The organism is Pseudomonas sp. AN3A02 (assembly GCF_011765255.1).
GTDB lineage: Bacteria > Pseudomonadota > Gammaproteobacteria > Pseudomonadales > Pseudomonadaceae > Aquipseudomonas.
Map to the genome: position 1 here is coordinate 65468 of NZ_JAARNI010000013.1, position 17981 is coordinate 83448.

Here is a 17981-nt window from a genome sequence, read left to right on the forward strand (position 1 = left end):
TTTGCTGGGCGATTCCAAAAAATGTGTAGCGATCAACGTACCGGTGTTTCATTGCTGGTCTGTCACAACGCGGCGGTTTTTTTGAAAGGTGCACTGTGATTAATGCAGGTGATCGGGGGCTTCGGCCTTCCTTCGCTTTCCCCGGCGGCTCGGACCGCTTTAACGCAGACTTCTAGGGTTTTTCATGACGCGCTACATATTCGTCACGGGCGGTGTTGTTTCTTCATTGGGGAAAGGCATTGCCTCCGCTTCATTGGCGGCCATCCTGGAGGCGCGGGGACTTAAGGTCACCATGCTCAAGCTGGACCCGTACATCAACGTTGACCCGGGCACCATGAGCCCGTTCCAGCACGGTGAAGTGTTCGTCACTCACGACGGCGCCGAGACCGACCTGGACCTGGGCCACTACGAGCGGTTCATCCGCACGACCATGACCCAGAACAACAACTTCACCACCGGCCGTGTCTACGAGCACGTGCTGCGCAAGGAGCGCCGTGGTGACTACCTGGGTGCAACCATCCAGGTGATCCCGCACATCACCGACGAAATCAAGCGCCGCATCATCAAGGGTGCAGGCGATGCCGACGTGGCAATGGTCGAGATCGGTGGCACCGTAGGTGACATCGAGTCCCAACCGTTCCTCGAAGCCATCCGCCAGTTGCGTTTCGAAGTCGGCGCCAAGCGCGCGATGCTGATGCACCTGACACTGGTGCCGTACATCGCCACCGCCGGCGAAACCAAAACCAAGCCTACCCAGCACTCGGTCAAGGAACTGCGTTCCATCGGCCTGCAGCCGGACGTGCTGGTGTGCCGCTCCGACCACGCGATCGACATCGCGTCCCGTCGCAAGATCGCCCAGTTCACCAACGTTGAAGAACGTGCGGTGATTGCCCTGGAAGACGCCGACACCATCTACAAGATTCCGGGCATCCTGCATTCCCAGGGCCTGGATGATTTTGTCGTCGAGCGTTTCGGCCTGCAGTGTGGTGGCGCCGATCTGTCCGAGTGGGAAGCCGTGGTCGACGCCAAGCTCAACCCTGAGCATGAAGTCACCATCGCCATGGTCGGCAAGTACATGGAACTGCTGGACGCCTACAAGTCGCTGATCGAAGCGATGAGCCATGCGGGCATCAGCAACCGTACCAAGGTCAACCTGCGCTACATCGACTCCGAAGACATCGAGAACCAGGGCACTGCGCTGCTGGAAGGCGTCGACGCCATCCTGGTTCCGGGCGGCTTCGGTCTGCGTGGCGTGGAAGGCAAGATCACCGCTGTCCAGTACGCTCGTGAGAACAAGGTGCCGTACCTGGGTATCTGCCTGGGCATGCAAGTGGCGGTCATCGAGTTCGCCCGTAACGTGATGGGCTGGAAAGACGCCAACTCCACCGAGTTCGATCGCACCAGCGGCCACCCGGTCGTGGGCCTGATCACCGAGTGGGAAGATGCCACCGGCGCCGTCGAAACCCGTACTGAAACCTCCGACCTGGGCGGCACCATGCGTCTCGGCGCGCAGGATTGCCTGCTGGAGCCGGGGTCCTTGGTTCACGATTGCTACGGCAAGGACGTGATCGTCGAGCGTCACCGTCACCGCTACGAAGTGAACAACAACCTGCTGCCGAAAATTATGGAAGCCGGCCTGAAAATCTCCGGTCGTTCCGGTGATGGCGCACTGGTTGAAGTGGTTGAAGCACCGGATCATCCATGGTTCGTGGCTTGCCAGTTCCACCCGGAGTTCACATCGACCCCGCGCGACGGCCACCCGTTGTTCAGCGGCTTCGTTAAAGCAGCACTGACGCAACATCAGAAGAAGGCGTAAACCTGATGGCCCAGAAGATCATTCGCGTAGGCGATATCGAGATTGCCAACGACAAGCCCATGGTGCTGTTCGGCGGCATGAACGTGCTGGAAAGCCGCGACATGGCGATGCAGGTCTGTGAAGAGTACGTGAAGGTGACCGAGAAACTCGGTATCCCTTACGTGTTCAAGGCCAGCTTCGACAAGGCCAACCGTTCGTCCGTGACCTCCTATCGCGGCCCGGGCCTTGAAGAAGGCATGCGGATCTTCCAGGACATCAAGCAAGCCTTCGGCGTGCCGATCATCACCGACGTCCACGAGCCTGAGCAGGCTGCCGTGGTCGCCGAGGTGTGCGACATCATCCAGTTGCCGGCCTTCCTGTCGCGCCAGACCGACCTCGTGGTCGCCATGGCCAAGACCGGCGCTGTGATCAATATCAAGAAAGCCCAGTTCCTCGCACCCCAGGAAATGAAACACATCCTGAACAAGTGCGTGGAAGCGGGTAACGACCAGTTGATCCTCTGCGAGCGTGGTTCTAGCTTCGGCTACAACAACCTCGTGGTGGACATGCTCGGTTTTGGCATCATGAAACAGTTCGAATACCCGGTGTTCTTCGACGTGACCCACGCGCTGCAAATGCCCGGTGGTCGTGCCGATTCCGCTGGCGGGCGCCGTGCCCAGGTATTGGACCTGGCCAAGGCCGGCATCAGCCAGTCCCTGGCAGGCCTGTTTCTGGAAGCTCACCCAGACCCGGATAACGCCAAGTGCGACGGTCCATGCGCCCTGCGCCTGGACAAGCTGGAGCCATTCCTGGCCCAGTTGAAGCAGTTGGATGACCTGGTCAAGAGTTTTCCGACGGTAGAGACCGCGTAAGCGTCGTTTCTCCGGTAGACTTTCCCTCGTTTTACGCTCAGGCCTGCGGGCCTGAGCCTTGTCGCCTGCAAGCCTGCCCTGTTGTTCCACCCTTGCGGTCGGTCAAAAGATTTCCTTCAGCTGCGTCGTTTTCGTCAACTTTGGAGTGTTTACAACAATGGCAAAAATCGTCGACATCAAAGGTCGTGAAGTTCTCGACTCCCGTGGCAACCCTACCGTCGAAGCCGACGTGCTTCTCGATAACGGCATCATCGGTAGCGCCTGCGCGCCGTCCGGTGCTTCCACAGGTTCCCGCGAAGCACTGGAACTGCGTGATGGCGACAAGAGCCGTTACCTGGGCAAGGGCGTACTCAAGGCAGTCGCCAACATCAATGGCCCGATTCGTGACCTGCTGCTGGGCAAGGATCCTCTGGACCAGAAAGCCCTCGATCACGCGATGATCAAGCTCGACGGTACCGAAAACAAAGGCAGCCTCGGCGCCAACGCCATCCTCGCCGTGTCCCTGGCCGCCGCCAAGGCTGCTGCGCAGGACCAGGACCTGCCGCTGTACGCCCACATCGCCAACCTGAACGGCACCCCGGGTGTTTACTCGATGCCGGTTCCGATGATGAACATCATCAACGGTGGCGAGCACGCTGATAACAACGTCGACATCCAGGAATTCATGGTGCAGCCGGTTGGCGCCAAGACCTTCTCCGAAGGCCTGCGCATGGGCACCGAGATTTTCCACCACCTCAAGGCTGTACTGAAGGCCCGTGGCCTGAGCACTGCAGTGGGTGACGAAGGTGGTTTCGCACCGAACCTGGCGTCCAACGAAGATGCACTGAAAGTGATCTCCGAAGCCGTGGCCAACGCTGGCTACAAGCTGGGCACCGACGTGACCCTGGCCCTGGACTGCGCGGCCAGCGAATTCTACGAAGACGGCAAGTACAACCTGTCCGGTGAAGGCCACGTATTCACCTCCGAAGGTTTTGCCGACTACCTGAAGGGCCTGACCGAACGCTACCCGATCATCTCCGTTGAAGATGGCCTGGACGAGTCCGATTGGGCTGGCTGGAAAATCCTCACCGACAAGATCGGCGAGAAGATCCAACTGGTAGGCGACGACCTGTTCGTGACCAACACCAAGATCCTGAAAGAAGGCATCGACAAGAAGATCGCCAACTCGATCCTGATCAAGTTCAACCAGATCGGCACCCTGACCGAAACCCTGGAAGCCATCCAGATGGCCAAGGCTGCGGGCTACACCGCCGTGATCTCCCACCGCTCCGGCGAAACCGAAGACTCGACCATTGCCGACCTGGCTGTGGGCACCTCGGCAGGGCAGATCAAGACCGGTTCCCTGTGCCGCTCCGACCGCGTTTCCAAGTACAACCAATTGCTGCGTATCGAAGAGCAACTGGGCAGCAAAGCCAAGTACAACGGTCGCAGCGAGTTTCGCGGCTGATTGTTAAATGGTAAAAGGTCAGCGGATTACGTCGGAAAAATCACGGCAGCGTGAATTTCGGCGCTAATCTCATGGCTATCAAGCACAAGCCTGGTTATTCCAGGCTTCGTGCTATCAGTTGCTTCAAAAGTTTTTGCATGGCTGTCTTTTTTCACTGGATACCCGATATTCGATGCGCAGTCCCAATTGGTTGTTCCTCGTCTTGCTCTTGCTGCTGGCTGGCCTGCAGTACCGCCTATGGGTGGGGAATGGCAGCTTGGCGCAGGTCACCGAACTGACCCAGCAAATTGCCGCACAGCACGCCGAAAACGAGGTGTTGCTGGAGCGCAATCGCGTGCTCGATGCCGAAGTGCTTGAATTGAAAAAAGGCATGGAGACCGTTGAAGAGCGGGCTCGCCATGAGTTGGGCATGGTCAAGGAGGGCGAGACCCTCTACCAGTTGGCCCAATGAGCCTTTCGTCACCGGCCTTCTGGGCCGTGATTCCTGCCGCGGGCGTGGGTGCCCGTATGGCCGCGGACCGTCCCAAGCAATACTTGCAACTGGGCGGGCGCACTATTCTAGAACACAGCCTTGGCTGTTTCCTCGATCATCCGGGGCTCAAGGGGCTGGTGGTCAGTCTTGCGGTCGATGACCCTTACTGGCCGAACCTGGCTTGCGCCACCGACCCACGCATTGCGCGGGTGGACGGCGGCGAAGAGCGCTCGGGCTCGGTCCTCAATGCCTTGTTGTACCTGCATGGCCAGGGCGCCAGCGATGACGACTGGGTACTGGTGCACGATGCAGCCCGGCCCAATCTCAGTCGCGACGACCTCGACAAATTGCTCCGTGAGCTGGCCAGCGATCCCGTCGGCGGGCTGCTGGCGGTGCCGGCCCGCGACACCCTCAAGCGTGTCGACAAGCAGGGCCGCGTGCTGGAAACCGTTGATCGCAGCCAGATCTGGCAAGCCTACACCCCGCAGATGTTCAGGCTCGGCGCCTTGCATCGGGCCCTGGCTGACAGCTTGGTGTCGGATGTTGTGATTACCGACGAAGCTTCCGCCATGGAGTGGGCCGGGCACGCACCACGCCTGATCGAAGGCCGATCTGACAACCTCAAGGTCACCCGCCCGGAAGACCTTGAATGGCTGCGCCAACGGCGGGCTTTTCAGTCCTGATTGCGGGGCTCAGTCGCTGACCTCTACAAATCCGGGCTGCGCCTTCAGCCCCTCCACCAGTGCCCTGACGCTGTTGAATGGCTGATTGTCGAGGGCCCAGCCCCGAGCAGCGATGGAAAACGTCTCTCCTTGCTGGTTGACCGTGAAGGTCTGGATGTCGCCGCGCCGTGCCCGATACTGGATCTGCGCCGGCATGTCTTCGCGGGCTGCCGACAGCAGGAATTGCCCCGGTCGGATCAGTTGAGTTTGTGGGGTCTTTGCCACTTGACTGTGTGAAGGCCCGGGTTGCCCCAACGGAGTTCGGTGCAGCGTATTGGGGTCTACCCGCAAAACTAAATCGGCCTTGACCGTCGCATCACCCCTACCGATGCCGAGGCTTAACGAGGATCCCGCATCAACCTCAATCCCCAGCCGTACCCCATCCGTTGTGTCTTTGACGCGCAGGCCAATACTTCCGGTCAACTCGGCAAGTCCCGGGACGCCTCGGAAGGTATTGGTATGACTGTTACCCACCAGTGCAATCCATTTTCCCGGGCGACGTTTGGTCGTCTGGACCCATTGAATTACCTCGGCGGCATAAAAATTCATCAACTGCTGGCGCAGGGTGCCATCGGCGTTGGGCATGCCCTTGATCATGTAACTGGCCGTGCAATCGATGGGCTGGATTTTGATCCCGGCGTCTCGGGCCTTGATGATGACGTTTTGAAACGAGTAATAAGTGTCTCTGAGCGGCGGGTAGATTGCCTTTAGGTAGTCTTTGAGTTCATCGGACATTGGCGTGCCCTTGGCCCTGTAGAACGCTTTCAATAACGGCAGATGCACGTCCGTCAGTAGATGCTCGAAGTACAGGCGCTTGACGCCTTGGCGAGCGAGTGTGTGCATGTTGTCGATCAGGAATGCCTTGCTCGCCAGGTCACCGTGGCTCTCGCCCACGACCACGCCATCACTGACGTCGAAGAGCTTTTCGATGATGCCTGGTTGCGACTCGCTCAATGCAAAGCTCGGCAGCGGCGGTCTCAGGAGCGAAAAGGGGCGCGAATCGAAAAACGTCGTGGCGTCTTGCGCGAGTTTTTTTCTCTTTTCGAAGAACAGGTTGCGAGTGGCTTTGAGCGATTGCAGGCCTGCGCCAAGCGGTTCGTACTCTTCGGTAAATTTACTGCTGTCATGCAACATCCCGGCAAGGGTGTCGCGCATTGACGTGGGCATTTCGTAAGCGCTGTAAAAGGTCACATCGGCGGCGCCACCAAACAGCCGGTAGATTTTTTGCCAGGCATTACGAAAAGGTGCGCCACCACTCAATCCTGCCCGGCGCCATTGAAGGTCAGGGCTTTGGATGGCATACAGCCCGGTCGACTGGATACGTCGCGGGTCTGCCGGGTCACTGATGAAAAGCTCGAAAAGGCCCCAGTCATTTGGCGTTTTAAAGGTCATGAACGAGTCACCGTTGATCTTTACGACCTGCAGCCCGCTGGGGTGATGAGCCGGTGCCAGCGTGTGCCCGACAGATTCGGCAATGACGTTGGCGGCTGGTAGCGTACTCACACTGATCTGGCCGTCGGCTTCTCGAACGGCTTTGCCCAGCCTGGCGCGGATTTTGTTCAGTGAAGTGACGGCTTTGCCGATACCGTGGACCACCAACGGCAATGCATTCAAGGCACCAAACGCAATGCGTTCGGTGCCACGTGGTTTACCTTTGATCGCGTCGTCCGCACCTATCGCCATTTCAACGGAGCCGGAGGTTATAAAGCAAAACTCCGCCAGCAAGGCGGTGCCCATCGCCAATGAAATGGGAATCGCCAACAAGCAAGCTTTTTCCAGGGCGTCGATGGTCTCGGCTTTGCGAATATCCAGGGGCGAGGTGACGGTAGTTGCCGCCCTCTTTGTAATGCTTGCCCGTACCTGGCGGGCCATGAAGTCGAAAGGGTCGCCGCCCAGTGCCGGGTAAGTCGGGTTGTTGATGTATTGCTCAGGGTCCCAATAGTCGTTGTGCAGCAGGCGGTTGAACAAACCGGAAGCCGGGGCGGGTTCAGGAAACAGGCTCATACCTATCAACGCTTCCTCCACGCCGCTGTAGATATATCCGGAGTCGACGGTGTCCGGGTCAAAATAGGCCACCAAGGCTTTGCGTAACGTAGCGTTCTTGGCTGCGCCCACCAGCCACTTCCTCAGGGATGCGGGATTGTTGAACCCGTGGAACGGCGAAGAATTACCCGGGATGTACAGCAATGTGACCTGGCTTTGCTTATCCGTGATAGTGAGGATGGCGGTCGCTTCGGCGTTATGGATGCGCAGTAGCCGCATATCAAGGGTGTTGTCAGGACGGTAGGGTGCCTGCAATTCCTCAAGCGTCAGGTTGCTCAGGTCCTTGTCGGCCGGCATGCCTGCCGCCCTGGCCGCCAACTGCGCCTCGCCCAGGGTCAGTGTCAGTTCTGCGGCCTGGTTCAGGTATGCCTCGATAAACGCAGTACGCATCAGCGTCTTGTAGTTTTTCAGGTGCTTGCCCCAGAAGGTCTGTAAAGCCTCGTCGTAGGCCGTATCGAAGTGGCTGGCGCGCACGAAGTCTCTGAAGGCCTTGGGCACGATGTCTGATTGGGTACGGCGGTCGTACACCTGGGGATGGCTCTTGTGGTAGATCGCCTCATAACGCATCGGCGGGATCCAGCCTGCGGCAATGAACTCTTCGTTGAACATGGCCGGGATACGGTTATCCATCAGGCGCGGTAGCTCGCTGACAACCTTGAAGTACGGTGCGATGGTGGAAAAACCGGTGGTATTGACCATCCCGCCGGGGGCGACCGGTGCGCTGCAAATCATCGCCTCGGTCAGTGTCATGGATTGGACGATCGCGGCGGTAAAGGGCGCGTGTGGATCATCGGTGTTGTACTCGAGGGTGGTCAGCAGCAGCGCGTCAGGTTCCAGGGTTTCCTGGCTGAGAGGCTGAGCACCCTCGCGAATTAACCGGGCGGCGACTTCGGCGGGTACCGGGAAGTCATTCAGAACCTTGCGGATGAATTGATTGATGCGTTGGAGCTGCGTAGCTTTGGGGTTCATTGGTATGCCTTTTGGCGCTGTGGGGCAGCGCATATTTGCAGGCAATACCGTATCGAGCGGGCGTTACTTATATGCGGCCGACACCTAGAGATAGACCGGGTTATTGCCCAGGCCTTCTTTAAGGAAGTCCACCAGCTTGCGTACTTTCGGTGACAGATGGCGTTGCTGCGGATACAGCGCCCACACCGCGGTGTTCGGCGGCTGGTGAGCTTCAAGCAGCGAAACCAGGGTGCCACTTTGCAAGGATTCCAGTACGTAATAGTCTGGCAACTGGCAGAGCCCGGTGCCTTGCAATGCTGCGTCCAGCACCGCTTGCCCACTGTTGCAGCGCCAGTTTCCCTGGACCCTTTGGGAAAACTCCCGCCCATCCTGTGCCAGTTGCCAGATATCCGAACTGCCGATCAGGCAGTTGTGCCGGCTCAATTCCGACAAGCTGTGGGGGCGGCCATAGCGCTCAAGATAGGCGGGCGAGGCGCACAGGTACATGCGTCTGGGCGCCAGGCGGCTGGCGACCATCCGCGAGTCGGCTAGACGCCCCAGGCGAATGGCCAAGTCCAGGCCTTCGTGGACCAGGTCGAGTTGGCGGTTGGTCAGCTCGATGTCCACGCGGAGTTGTGGATACAACCCCATGAACCGCGTCACCAGAGGCGCGATAAACCGCTCGCCGTAAGCCACCGCGCAGGTCATGCGCAACATGCCTTTAGGCTCGCTGGCCAGGTCGCCTACGGCGCGCAAGGCTTCTTCGCGACCGTCCTGCAAACGCTGGCAATGTTGCAGGAAGGTCTGGCCGGCTTCGGTCAGCGTCACCTTGCGCGTGCTGCGATAGAGCAACCGCGTTTGCAGCCGCTCTTCCAGCCGCGCGACTTGGCGGCTGATATGGGACGACGACACACCCAAGCGCTCGGCGGCCGCGGTGAATTGGCTGCACTCGGCCACGGCGACGAACTCGTCAATGCCTTCCCAACGGTTTTCCAGCATGCTGATTATCCCTGTACGGCAATAATGTTTTGCTTTTGTCTGGATTATTCATCAGATGAGCATGTTTTACACTGTCGGTCTTACGTTTTTAACCCGATGGAGAAACCGGATGATCAAGTCCCGCGCGGCCGTAGCCTTCGAAGCCAAGAAACCCCTCGAGATCGTTGAAGTGGATGTGGCCATGCCCAAGGCCGGCGAGGTGCTGTTGCGGGTGGTTGCTTCCGGTGTGTGCCATACCGATGCCTACACATTGTCGGGTGCGGACCCGGAAGGCATCTTCCCGTCGATCCTCGGCCACGAAGGCGGCGCCGTGGTTGAAGCCATCGGCGAAGGCGTGACCTCGGTGGCGGTGGGCGACCACGTGATCCCGCTGTACACCCCGGAGTGCGGCAAGTGCAAATTCTGCCTGTCGGGCAAGACCAACCTCTGCCAGGCGATTCGCGCCACTCAGGGCAAAGGCCTGATGCCCGACGGTACTTCGCGCTTTTCCTACAAGGGCCAGCCGATTTTCCACTACATGGGCACCTCGACCTTCTCCGAATACACCGTGCTGCCGGAAATCTCCGTGGCCAAGATTCCTAAAGAAGCGCCGCTGGAAAAAGTCTGCCTGCTGGGCTGTGGCGTCACCACCGGTATCGGTGCAGTGATCAACACCGCCAAGGTCAAGCCGGGCGACACCGTGGCCATCTTCGGCCTGGGCGGCATCGGCCTGTCGGCGGTGATCGGTGCGGTGAAAGCCAAGGCCGGTCGCATCATTGCCGTCGACATCAACCCGGCCAAGTTTGAAATCGCCAAGCAACTGGGCGCCACCGACTGCATCAACCCGAAAGACTACGACCGCCCGATCCAGGACGTGATCGTCGATTTGACCGATGGCGGCGTCGACTTTTCCTTCGAGTGCATCGGCAATGTCCAACTGATGCGTGCGGCCCTTGAGTGCTGCCACAAAGGTTGGGGCGAGTCGGTGATCATCGGCGTCGCCGGTGCCGGCCAGGAAATTGCTACCCGTCCGTTCCAACTGGTCACCGGCCGCGTCTGGCGCGGTTCGGCATTTGGTGGGGTGCGGGGTCGCAGCGAATTGCCAAGCTACGTGGAAATGGCCCAGACCGGCGAAATCCCGCTGGATACCTTCATCACCCACACCATGGGCCTGGAAGATATCAACAAGGCGTTTGACCTGATGCATGAAGGCAAGAGCATCCGCACCGTCATTCACTTCTGAGGTCGGCCATGAGTCTGGAAAACCTGTCGTGCCAGAAAAGCTTCGGCGGCTGGCATAAACGCTACAAGCATCATTCCGACGTGCTGGGTTGCGACATGACCTTCGCCGTGTACCTGCCGCCGCAAGCGGAGCTGGGCGGCAAGTTGCCGGTGCTTTACTGGCTGTCGGGGCTGACCTGCACCGATGAGAACTTCATGCAGAAGGCCGGCGCCCAGCGCATGGCGGCCGAGCTGGGGTTGATCATCGTTGCGCCGGACACCAGCCCGCGCGGCCCCGGTGTGCCGGGTGATCCGGACAACGCCTGGGACTTCGGCCTGGGCGCCGGCTTCTACCTGAACGCTACGCAGGAACCCTGGGCCCAGCACTATCGGATGCATGACTACGTGGTGCAGGAATTGCCGGCATTGGTCGAGGCGCATTTCCCGGCGTCGACCAAGCGCGGGATCAGCGGCCACTCCATGGGCGGTCACGGCGCACTGGTGTGTGCCTTGCGCAACCCGGGGCGTTATCAGTCGGTGTCGGCGTTCTCGCCGATCAACAACCCGATGGATTGCCCATGGGGCCAGAAGGCGTTCTCCCGCTACCTCGGGGAAGAGCGCTCGAAGTGGCGCGAATGGGATGCTTGCGTGTTGATCAGCGAAGCCTCGGAAAAGCTGCCGCTGCTGGTGGACCAGGGCGATCGCGATGATTTCCTGGCCGTGCAGCTCAAGCCTGAAGCCTTGCAGCAGGCGGCCAGGGCGGCCAGCCATCCATTGGAGCTGCGCCTGCAACCGGGCTATGACCACAGCTACTTCTTTATCGCCAGCTTCATCGAAGACCATTTACGCCATCACGCGAGCGCTTTGCTCGGTTAATGTGAGGCAAAAGTAGGTAGAATCACGCCCTGAATTAAATCGGGGCGTTTTTTTATGCGTATTGGCCACGGCTATGATGTGCACCGTTTCGCCGAAGGCGATTTCATCACCCTGGGCGGCGTGCGGATCGCGCACCACCATGGGTTGCTGGCTCACTCTGACGGCGACGTTGTGCTGCATGCCTTGAGCGATGCCTTGCTCGGCGCCGCGGCATTGGGCGACATCGGCAAGCACTTTCCGGACACCGACCCTACCTTCAAGGGCGCGGACAGCCGCGTGCTGTTGCGTCACGTGGTCGGTTTGATCCACGCCAAGGGCTGGAAGGTCGGCAACGTCGACAACACCATCGTCGCCCAGGCGCCAAAGATGGCCCCGCATATCGAATCGATGCGCGCGCTGATTGCCGCGGATCTTCAAGTTGAGTTGGATCAAGTGAACGTAAAAGCCACCACCACCGAAAAACTCGGGTTTACCGGTCGCGAAGAGGGCATTGCGGTGCACTCCGTTGCCTTGTTGTTGCGCGCATGAATGATCTGCAACTGCTGGGCCCGCGTGCCTATGGCGAAGCCTTGGGCAGCGCTGTTCTGAAGGCCACCGCTGAAGATTTCCAGGTGGATGAAGTGCTGGATATCCCGCTGACCGGCGAGGGTGAACACCTGTGGTTGTGGGTGGAAAAGCGTGGCCTGAATACCGAAGAAGCGGCACGGCGGATTGCCAAGGCGGCGGGCGTGCCGTTGCGCACTGTCAGCTACGCCGGGCTCAAGGATCGCCAGGCGCTGACCCGGCAGTGGTTCAGTGTGCAATTGCCGGGCAAGGCTGATCCGGACTTGAGCGGGGCGGAAAACGAGACCCTGAAGATCCTCAAGATCGCCCGTCACAAGCGCAAGCTGCAGCGCGGCGCGCATTCGGCCAATGGCTTTACCTTGCGCCTGACCCAGTTTGCCGGCGATGCCGCGGCCATCGACGCGCGCCTGCAACTGATCGCCAAGCAAGGCATCCCCAACTATTTCGGCGCCCAGCGTTTCGGTCATAACGGTGGCAACGTCGTCGATGCCCGCGACTGGGCCGCGCGCAAGGCCTTGCCGGAGCAGCGCAATGTGCGTTCGCGGCTGCTCTCCACCGCGCGCAGCTTCTTGTTCAATAAAGTGCTGGCGGCGCGAGTGGCCGACGGTTCCTGGCAGCGTGCCCAGGTCGGCGATTTGTTGGCGTTTACCGACAGTCGCAGTTTTTTTCCGGCGGGGGAGGCTGAATGCAGCGACCCGCGCCTGGCGATTCTCGACGTGCATCCCACCGGTCCACAGTGGGGCGAAGGTGATTCGCCGGCGTCGGGGGCAACTTTCGCTCTGGAACAGGCGATCGCCGAGGGTGAACCCGACCTGCGGGATTGGCTGGTGAATGCCGGCATGAGCCAGGAACGTCGCATTCTTCGACTGCCCATTGGCGGGTTGACGTGGCATTATCCCGAACCTGACATTCTGCAATTGGAATTCGTCCTGCCGGCTGGATGCTTCGCCACTGTCTTGGTGCGCGAGCTTGTAGATCTGGTGCCGGTGGGGCAGACGGACAGCCCATGCGTATTCTGATATCTAACGACGACGGGGTCACCGCACCCGGCCTTGCCGCGCTTCATGCTGCGCTGGCAGATTACGCCGAGTGCGTGGTGGTTGCCCCGGACCAGGACAAAAGCGGCGCCAGCAGTTCGCTGACGCTCGACCGTCCGTTGCACACACAGACGTTGCCCAACGGCTTTATCAGCGTGAACGGCACGCCGACTGACTGCGTGCACCTGGCGATCAACAGCTTGCTTGTCGAGGAGCCGGACCTGGTGGTTTCCGGGATCAACCTGGGAGCCAACCTGGGCGATGACGTGTTGTATTCCGGTACGGTGGCGGCGGCCCTTGAGGGGCGCTTCCTGGGCCGGACCTCGTTCGCGTTTTCGCTGGCGTCGCGTCAGTTGGACAACCTGGAGACAGCGGCCTATTTCGCCCGCAAGCTGGTGGAGGCCCATCACAGCCTGGATTTGCCGCCGCGTACGGTGCTTAACGTCAACTTCCCGAACCTGCCTTTTGAGCATATTCGCGGCTTCAAGCTGACCCGCCTGGGCCACCGTTCCCGCGCCGCGTCACCGCTGAAGGTGGTGGACCCGCGTGGCAAGGAAGGTTACTGGATTGCCGCTGCCGGCGATGCCGAAGACGGCGGCGAAGGCACGGACTTTCATGCGGTGATGCAAGGTTATATTTCGATTACTCCGTTGCAGCTTGATCGCACCTTCAGTGATGCCTTCAGTAGTCTCGATGGCTGGCTGGAGGGTGTGCTCTGATGGCGCGCGAACAAGACGACCTGCTGCGCCGGGGCATCGGGATGACCTCCCAGCGCACCCGCGAGCGATTGATCCAGCGGCTGTATGAAGAAGGGCTATCCAACGCCCAGGTGCTGGAAGTCATCCGGCGTACCCCGCGGCATCTGTTTGTCGATGAGGCCCTGGCGCACCGTGCCTATGAAGACACAGCACTGCCCATCGGCCACAACCAGACCATCTCCCAGCCTTATATGGTGGCGCGGATGAGTGAGTTGTTGCTGGCGGCGGGCCCGTTGGACAAGGTGCTGGAAATCGGCACCGGCTCCGGCTACCAGACGGCCGTGTTGTCGCAGCTGGTTGAGCGGGTGTTTTCCGTGGAGCGCATCAAGGTGTTGCAAGACCGGGCCAAGGAACGCCTGGTGGAGTTGAATCTGCGCAACGTGGTGTTCCGCTGGGGCGATGGTTGGGAAGGTTGGCCGGCGCTGGCGCCGTACAACGGCATTATCGTCACGGCGGTGGCGACCGACGTGCCCCAGGCGTTGCTCGATCAACTGGCTCCGGGCGGGCGCCTGGTGATCCCGGTGGGCTCCGGCGAAGTGCAACAATTGATGTTGATCATTCGCGAGGAAGAAGGCTTTTCCCGGCATGTGCTCGGCGCCGTGCGTTTTGTCCCGTTGCTTAACGGCCCGCTGGCCTGATCAATTATTCCTGGGTACTGAATTCTATTGCCGGGTATGTGTCTTACAGCGGGGTCTATTGAGTCAACGTGACCCGCCGTGGGAATTAAACATGATGAAAATTTCTTTAGAATCGTGTTTCCAGTAAAAAACCAACGGCCAGTTATACTTGCATCATATTTCAAGCCTGATACAGGCGTTCATAGTCAGCCACCACAAAGGGAGCGGCGGGTGAGTCTCACGGTCATTGCACAGCGTATGAGTCAAACAAGCTTTCAGCGACTGGTGATTGGCCTTGTCTTGAGTTCCTTGCTGGCGGCTTGTTCAAGCACGCCATCCGGTGGTGCACGGGTGGTCGACCGCAATAATGCGGTGCCGCAAAAACCTACCGTTACTACCGGGCAATATGTCGTTCGCAAGGGCGATACGATGTTCTCGATCGCTTTCCGTTATGGATGGGATTACAAGGCGCTTGCTGCTCGTAACAATATTCCTGTGCCCTATACGATACATCCAGGTCAGACCATTCGTTTCGATGGGCGTACCGGTTCAACACCGACCGCTGTCGTCACAAATACGGCTTCTTCGCCATCGTCGTCGAGCAGAACCACAATCATCACCCGGCCTGCAGGCACCGCCGCGCCTGGCGTTGCGAGCAAGCCGGCCCCTGCGCCGATGCCGCCTGCAGGGCCTGCGCCTACCGGTTGGGGATGGCCTTCAAATGGCATTCTTATTGGAAAATTCTCTTCAAACGGTAGTTTGAATAAAGGCATTGATATCGCCGGAGATTTGGGACAGCCTGTTTTAGCTGCGTCTGATGGGACAGTGGTGTACGCCGGGAGTGGTTTACGGGGCTACGGCGAGCTGGTCATCATCAAACACAGCGATACCTACGTCAGTGCTTACGGTCACAACCGCAGGCTGTTGGTTCGGGAGGGGCAGCAGGTCAAGGTCGGACAGACAATTGCCGAGATGGGGTCAACTGGTACAGACCGGGTGAAACTGCACTTTGAGATTCGCCGCCAAGGGAAGCCTGTTGATCCGCTGCAATTCCTTCCCCGTCGTTGATGTGTTGCACAGCCTGTTCCCTCGCGTAGAAGGAACAGGCTCCAGCGTTGCCAAGGATAAAGGCGCCGCTTGAGCTTGAGGTCGAACTCACCAAAGGACTATAACAATGGCTCTCAGTAAAGAAGCGCCGGAGTTTGACATCGACGATGAGGTTCTCCTTATGGAGACCGGCATTGCTACGGAATCGATGTCGAATGAGGGACCTGCTGTACCTTCAGTTCGCACCAAATCCAAGAACTCCACCGCGTTAAAGCAACACAAGTACATTGATTACACACGGGCGCTCGACGCGACCCAGCTGTACCTCAATGAAATCGGCTTTTCCCCTCTGCTCACACCCGAAGAAGAAGTCTTTTTTGCGCGCTTGTCGCAAAAGGGCGATCCGGCTGGGCGCAAGCGCATGATTGAAAGCAACCTGCGGCTGGTGGTGAAAATCGCCCGACGCTACGTCAATCGTGGGCTGTCCCTGTTGGACTTGATCGAGGAAGGCAATCTCGGCTTGATCCGGGCGGTGGAGAAGTTTGACCCTGAGCGGGGTTTTCGTTTTTCAACCTACGCCACCTGGTGGATTCGTCAGACCATCGAACGGGCGATCATGAATCAAACCCGCACGATCAGGTTGCCGATCCATGTGGTCAAAGAGCTCAACGTCTACCTTCGGGCGGCGCGTGAGCTGACACAAAAACTCGATCATGAACCTTCGCCTGAAGAAATCGCCAACCTGCTGGAAAAACCGGTGGGAGAGGTCAAGCGCATGCTCGGTCTCAATGAGCGGGTGTCTTCAGTCGATGTCTCGCTGGGTCCGGATTCGGATAAAACCCTGCTGGACACCCTGACTGATGATCGTCCTACGGACCCTTGTGAGCTGCTGCAGGACGACGATCTGTCGCAAAGCATCGACCAGTGGCTTTCGGAGCTAACGGACAAACAGCGTGAGGTGGTGATTCGCCGCTTCGGGCTGCGCGGCCACGAAAGCAGCACCCTGGAGGATGTTGGCCTGGAGATCGGCTTGACCCGTGAGCGGGTGCGGCAGATCCAGGTAGAAGGTCTCAAGCGCTTGCGCGAGATCCTGGAGAAGAATGGCTTGTCGAGTGAGTCGTTGTTTCAATAACGGCCTGTAAGGCAGCTATAAAAACGCCCGGTGCATGTGAATGCACCGGGCGTTTTGCTGTGCGGCGATCGTTCCTGCGCTTCGCGTGGGAATGCAGCCCAGGACGCTCTGCGTCCCAAAGCGTGACGCAGAGCGTCACAATAGGCATTCCCACACGGAGCGTGGGAACGAGCAGGCACAAAAAAGCCCCGCTTTTAAGGGCGGGGCTTTTCGACTAAATCAGTACAAGTTAGATAACTTGAACTTCTTCAGCTTGCATGCCTTTCTGACCGCGGGTAGCGATGAAAGAGACCTGTTGGCCTTCTTTCAGGCTTTTGAAGCCGTCGGATTGGATAGCTTTGAAGTGAACGAACAGGTCGTCACCGGATTGTGGAGTGATGAAGCCGAAGCCTTTTTCATCGTTGAACCACTTAACGGTACCAGTTTGGCGATTAGACATGGTGTATCTCCTTGGACAAAGTTAACTGCGACTCAGGAAAAGCCCTGGCCGAGACTGAGTGCAAAGAGCAGGAAAAATTCTTGGAGATGGTTGGATCGAAATTCAACATATCGTGTAGAGATTCTCAGTGACACAAGCAGCACAGTGGCGCCACCTTAACCCTTTTTCAGGAACGTGCCAATGGTATTTCCGAAGGTTTCTCTATTTTCGTGACTGGCGGCAGCCTGATACCGCACCAATACCCCGCAATTGAAGGTGCGTCCCGCCCAGCAGGGACGGCGCGGCAGCAAGAAAAACAGCCGGCCCTTTGAACCACGGAGCCAGCCCCGGTAAGATGCCCAACAGAATTTTTTCACCTCGCTATTCAGGACACCCGCCATGAGCATCAAATCGGACAAGTGGATTCGCCGCATGGCGCAAGAGCACGGCATGATCGAGCCCTTCGTGGAGCGCCAGATGCGTGGCGAAGGTGCTGAGCGGCTGATTTCGTTCGGGGTTTCCAGCTACGGCTACGATGTACGCTGCGCCGATGAGTTCAAGGTGTTCACCAACATCAACTCGGCGACCGTCGATCCAAAAAACTTCGACGAAAAAAGCTTCGTCGACGTCAAGAGCGACGTCTGCATCATCCCGCCAAACTCCTTTGCCCTGGCGCGCACTGTCGAGTTCTTCCGTATCCCGCGTAACGTCCTGACTATCTGCCTGGGCAAAAGCACCTACGCGCGTTGCGGCATCATCGTCAACGTGACGCCGCTGGAGCCGGAATGGGAAGGGCACGTTACCCTGGAGTTCTCCAACACCACCACTTTGCCGGCAAAAATCTATGCCAATGAAGGGGTGGCACAGATGCTGTTCTTTGAATCCGACGAAGAGTGCGAAGTGTCCTATAAGGACCGTGGCGGCAAGTATCAGGGCCAGCGCGGCGTCACTCTTCCACGCACCTGATCGAATCGTCTTACAGGCTTAGGGAATTTGTAAGCGGGCATGCACTCTATTGAGTGTACTGCCCCGAC

At 58.9% G+C, this 17981-nt stretch carries 17 protein-coding genes; 14 read left to right on the forward strand and 3 right to left on the reverse strand.

Features of this window, described 5'->3' with window-relative positions:
- Window positions 1-184: 184 nt before the first annotated feature.
- The 5 genes from HBJ59_RS28715 to ispD all read left to right on the forward strand — a co-directional run bounded on the left by HBJ59_RS28715 (window position 185) and on the right by ispD (window position 5269).
- Window positions 185-1816: a CTP synthase gene (locus HBJ59_RS28715; protein WP_076015820.1), complete on the forward strand. Its 1632-nt coding sequence runs from the start codon at window positions 185-187 to the stop codon at window positions 1814-1816.
- A 5-nt stretch (window positions 1817-1821) separates the two neighbouring features.
- Entirely contained in the window at window positions 1822-2667 is an 846-nt protein-coding gene (gene kdsA / locus HBJ59_RS28720) for a 3-deoxy-8-phosphooctulonate synthase (RefSeq protein WP_003219295.1), read from the forward strand.
- A 157-nt stretch (window positions 2668-2824) separates the two neighbouring features.
- Window positions 2825-4114, forward strand: coding sequence for a phosphopyruvate hydratase (gene eno, locus HBJ59_RS28725; protein WP_076015818.1), 1290 nt, complete (start codon window positions 2825-2827; stop codon window positions 4112-4114).
- Between the two features lie 172 nt (window positions 4115-4286).
- On the forward strand, window positions 4287-4565 hold the full coding sequence (gene ftsB / locus HBJ59_RS28730; RefSeq protein ID WP_003219292.1) for a cell division protein FtsB: 279 nt from the start codon (window positions 4287-4289) through the stop codon (window positions 4563-4565).
- On the forward strand, window positions 4562-5269 hold the full coding sequence (gene ispD, locus HBJ59_RS28735; RefSeq protein ID WP_167665514.1) for a 2-C-methyl-D-erythritol 4-phosphate cytidylyltransferase: 708 nt from the start codon (window positions 4562-4564) through the stop codon (window positions 5267-5269). The genes ftsB and ispD overlap by 4 nt, the downstream gene beginning before the upstream one ends.
- A 9-nt stretch (window positions 5270-5278) precedes the next feature.
- Here ispD and HBJ59_RS28740 read toward each other — a convergent pair whose 3' ends face one another.
- Together HBJ59_RS28740 and HBJ59_RS28745 are read right to left on the reverse strand one after the other, a co-directional pair.
- Window positions 5279-8320, reverse strand: a complete 3042-nt coding sequence (locus tag HBJ59_RS28740) for a membrane-targeted effector domain-containing toxin (RefSeq protein ID WP_167665515.1) — start codon at window positions 8318-8320, stop codon at window positions 5279-5281.
- Between the two features lie 84 nt (window positions 8321-8404).
- Complete coding sequence (locus HBJ59_RS28745) at window positions 8405-9298, reverse strand: LysR substrate-binding domain-containing protein (protein WP_076015816.1); 894 nt, start codon at window positions 9296-9298, stop codon at window positions 8405-8407.
- A 109-nt stretch (window positions 9299-9407) separates the two neighbouring features.
- Between HBJ59_RS28745 and HBJ59_RS28750 the strand changes: the two genes are divergently transcribed.
- The 8 genes from HBJ59_RS28750 to rpoS all read left to right on the forward strand — a co-directional run bounded on the left by HBJ59_RS28750 (window position 9408) and on the right by rpoS (window position 16529).
- Entirely contained in the window at window positions 9408-10520 is a 1113-nt protein-coding gene (locus tag HBJ59_RS28750; protein WP_076015815.1) for an S-(hydroxymethyl)glutathione dehydrogenase/class III alcohol dehydrogenase, read from the forward strand.
- Window positions 10521-10528: 8 nt separating this feature from the next.
- A complete protein-coding gene (fghA, locus tag HBJ59_RS28755; protein WP_167665516.1) occupies window positions 10529-11374 on the forward strand; it encodes an S-formylglutathione hydrolase in 846 nt (281 codons plus the stop codon).
- A gap of 54 nt (window positions 11375-11428) precedes the next feature.
- The gene (gene ispF / locus HBJ59_RS28760; protein ID WP_010176739.1) at window positions 11429-11902 is read left to right on the forward strand and encodes a 2-C-methyl-D-erythritol 2,4-cyclodiphosphate synthase; all 474 of its coding nucleotides are present in this window, start codon (window positions 11429-11431) and stop codon (window positions 11900-11902) included.
- Window positions 11899-12957 carry a tRNA pseudouridine(13) synthase TruD gene (truD, locus tag HBJ59_RS28765; protein ID WP_076015813.1) on the forward strand — a complete coding sequence of 353 codons (1059 nt, stop codon included), beginning with the start codon at window positions 11899-11901 and terminating at the stop codon, window positions 12955-12957. The genes ispF and truD overlap by 4 nt, the downstream gene beginning before the upstream one ends.
- On the forward strand, window positions 12945-13694 hold the full coding sequence (gene surE / locus HBJ59_RS28770; protein WP_076015812.1) for a 5'/3'-nucleotidase SurE: 750 nt from the start codon (window positions 12945-12947) through the stop codon (window positions 13692-13694). Before truD ends, surE begins: the two co-directional genes overlap by 13 nt.
- Before the next feature lie 41 nt (window positions 13695-13735).
- Window positions 13736-14371: a protein-L-isoaspartate(D-aspartate) O-methyltransferase gene (locus HBJ59_RS28775; protein ID WP_010176736.1), complete on the forward strand. Its 636-nt coding sequence runs from the start codon at window positions 13736-13738 to the stop codon at window positions 14369-14371.
- A gap of 210 nt (window positions 14372-14581) precedes the next feature.
- Complete coding sequence (locus HBJ59_RS28780; protein ID WP_076015811.1) at window positions 14582-15418, forward strand: peptidoglycan DD-metalloendopeptidase family protein; 837 nt, start codon at window positions 14582-14584, stop codon at window positions 15416-15418.
- 106 nt (window positions 15419-15524) lie between these two features.
- Window positions 15525-16529 carry an RNA polymerase sigma factor RpoS gene (gene rpoS, locus HBJ59_RS28785; RefSeq protein WP_063032880.1) on the forward strand — a complete coding sequence of 335 codons (1005 nt, stop codon included), beginning with the start codon at window positions 15525-15527 and terminating at the stop codon, window positions 16527-16529.
- Between the two features lie 229 nt (window positions 16530-16758).
- Here the strand turns inward: rpoS and HBJ59_RS28790 are convergent, their stop codons facing one another.
- A complete protein-coding gene (locus HBJ59_RS28790) occupies window positions 16759-16968 on the reverse strand; it encodes a cold-shock protein (protein ID WP_002554837.1) in 210 nt (69 codons plus the stop codon).
- A 378-nt stretch (window positions 16969-17346) separates the two neighbouring features.
- Here HBJ59_RS28790 and dcd point away from each other — a divergent pair, with 378 nt between their 5' ends.
- Entirely contained in the window at window positions 17347-17913 is a 567-nt protein-coding gene (dcd, locus tag HBJ59_RS28795) for a dCTP deaminase (protein ID WP_003219273.1), read from the forward strand.
- The last annotated feature ends 68 nt before the right edge of the window (window positions 17914-17981 follow it).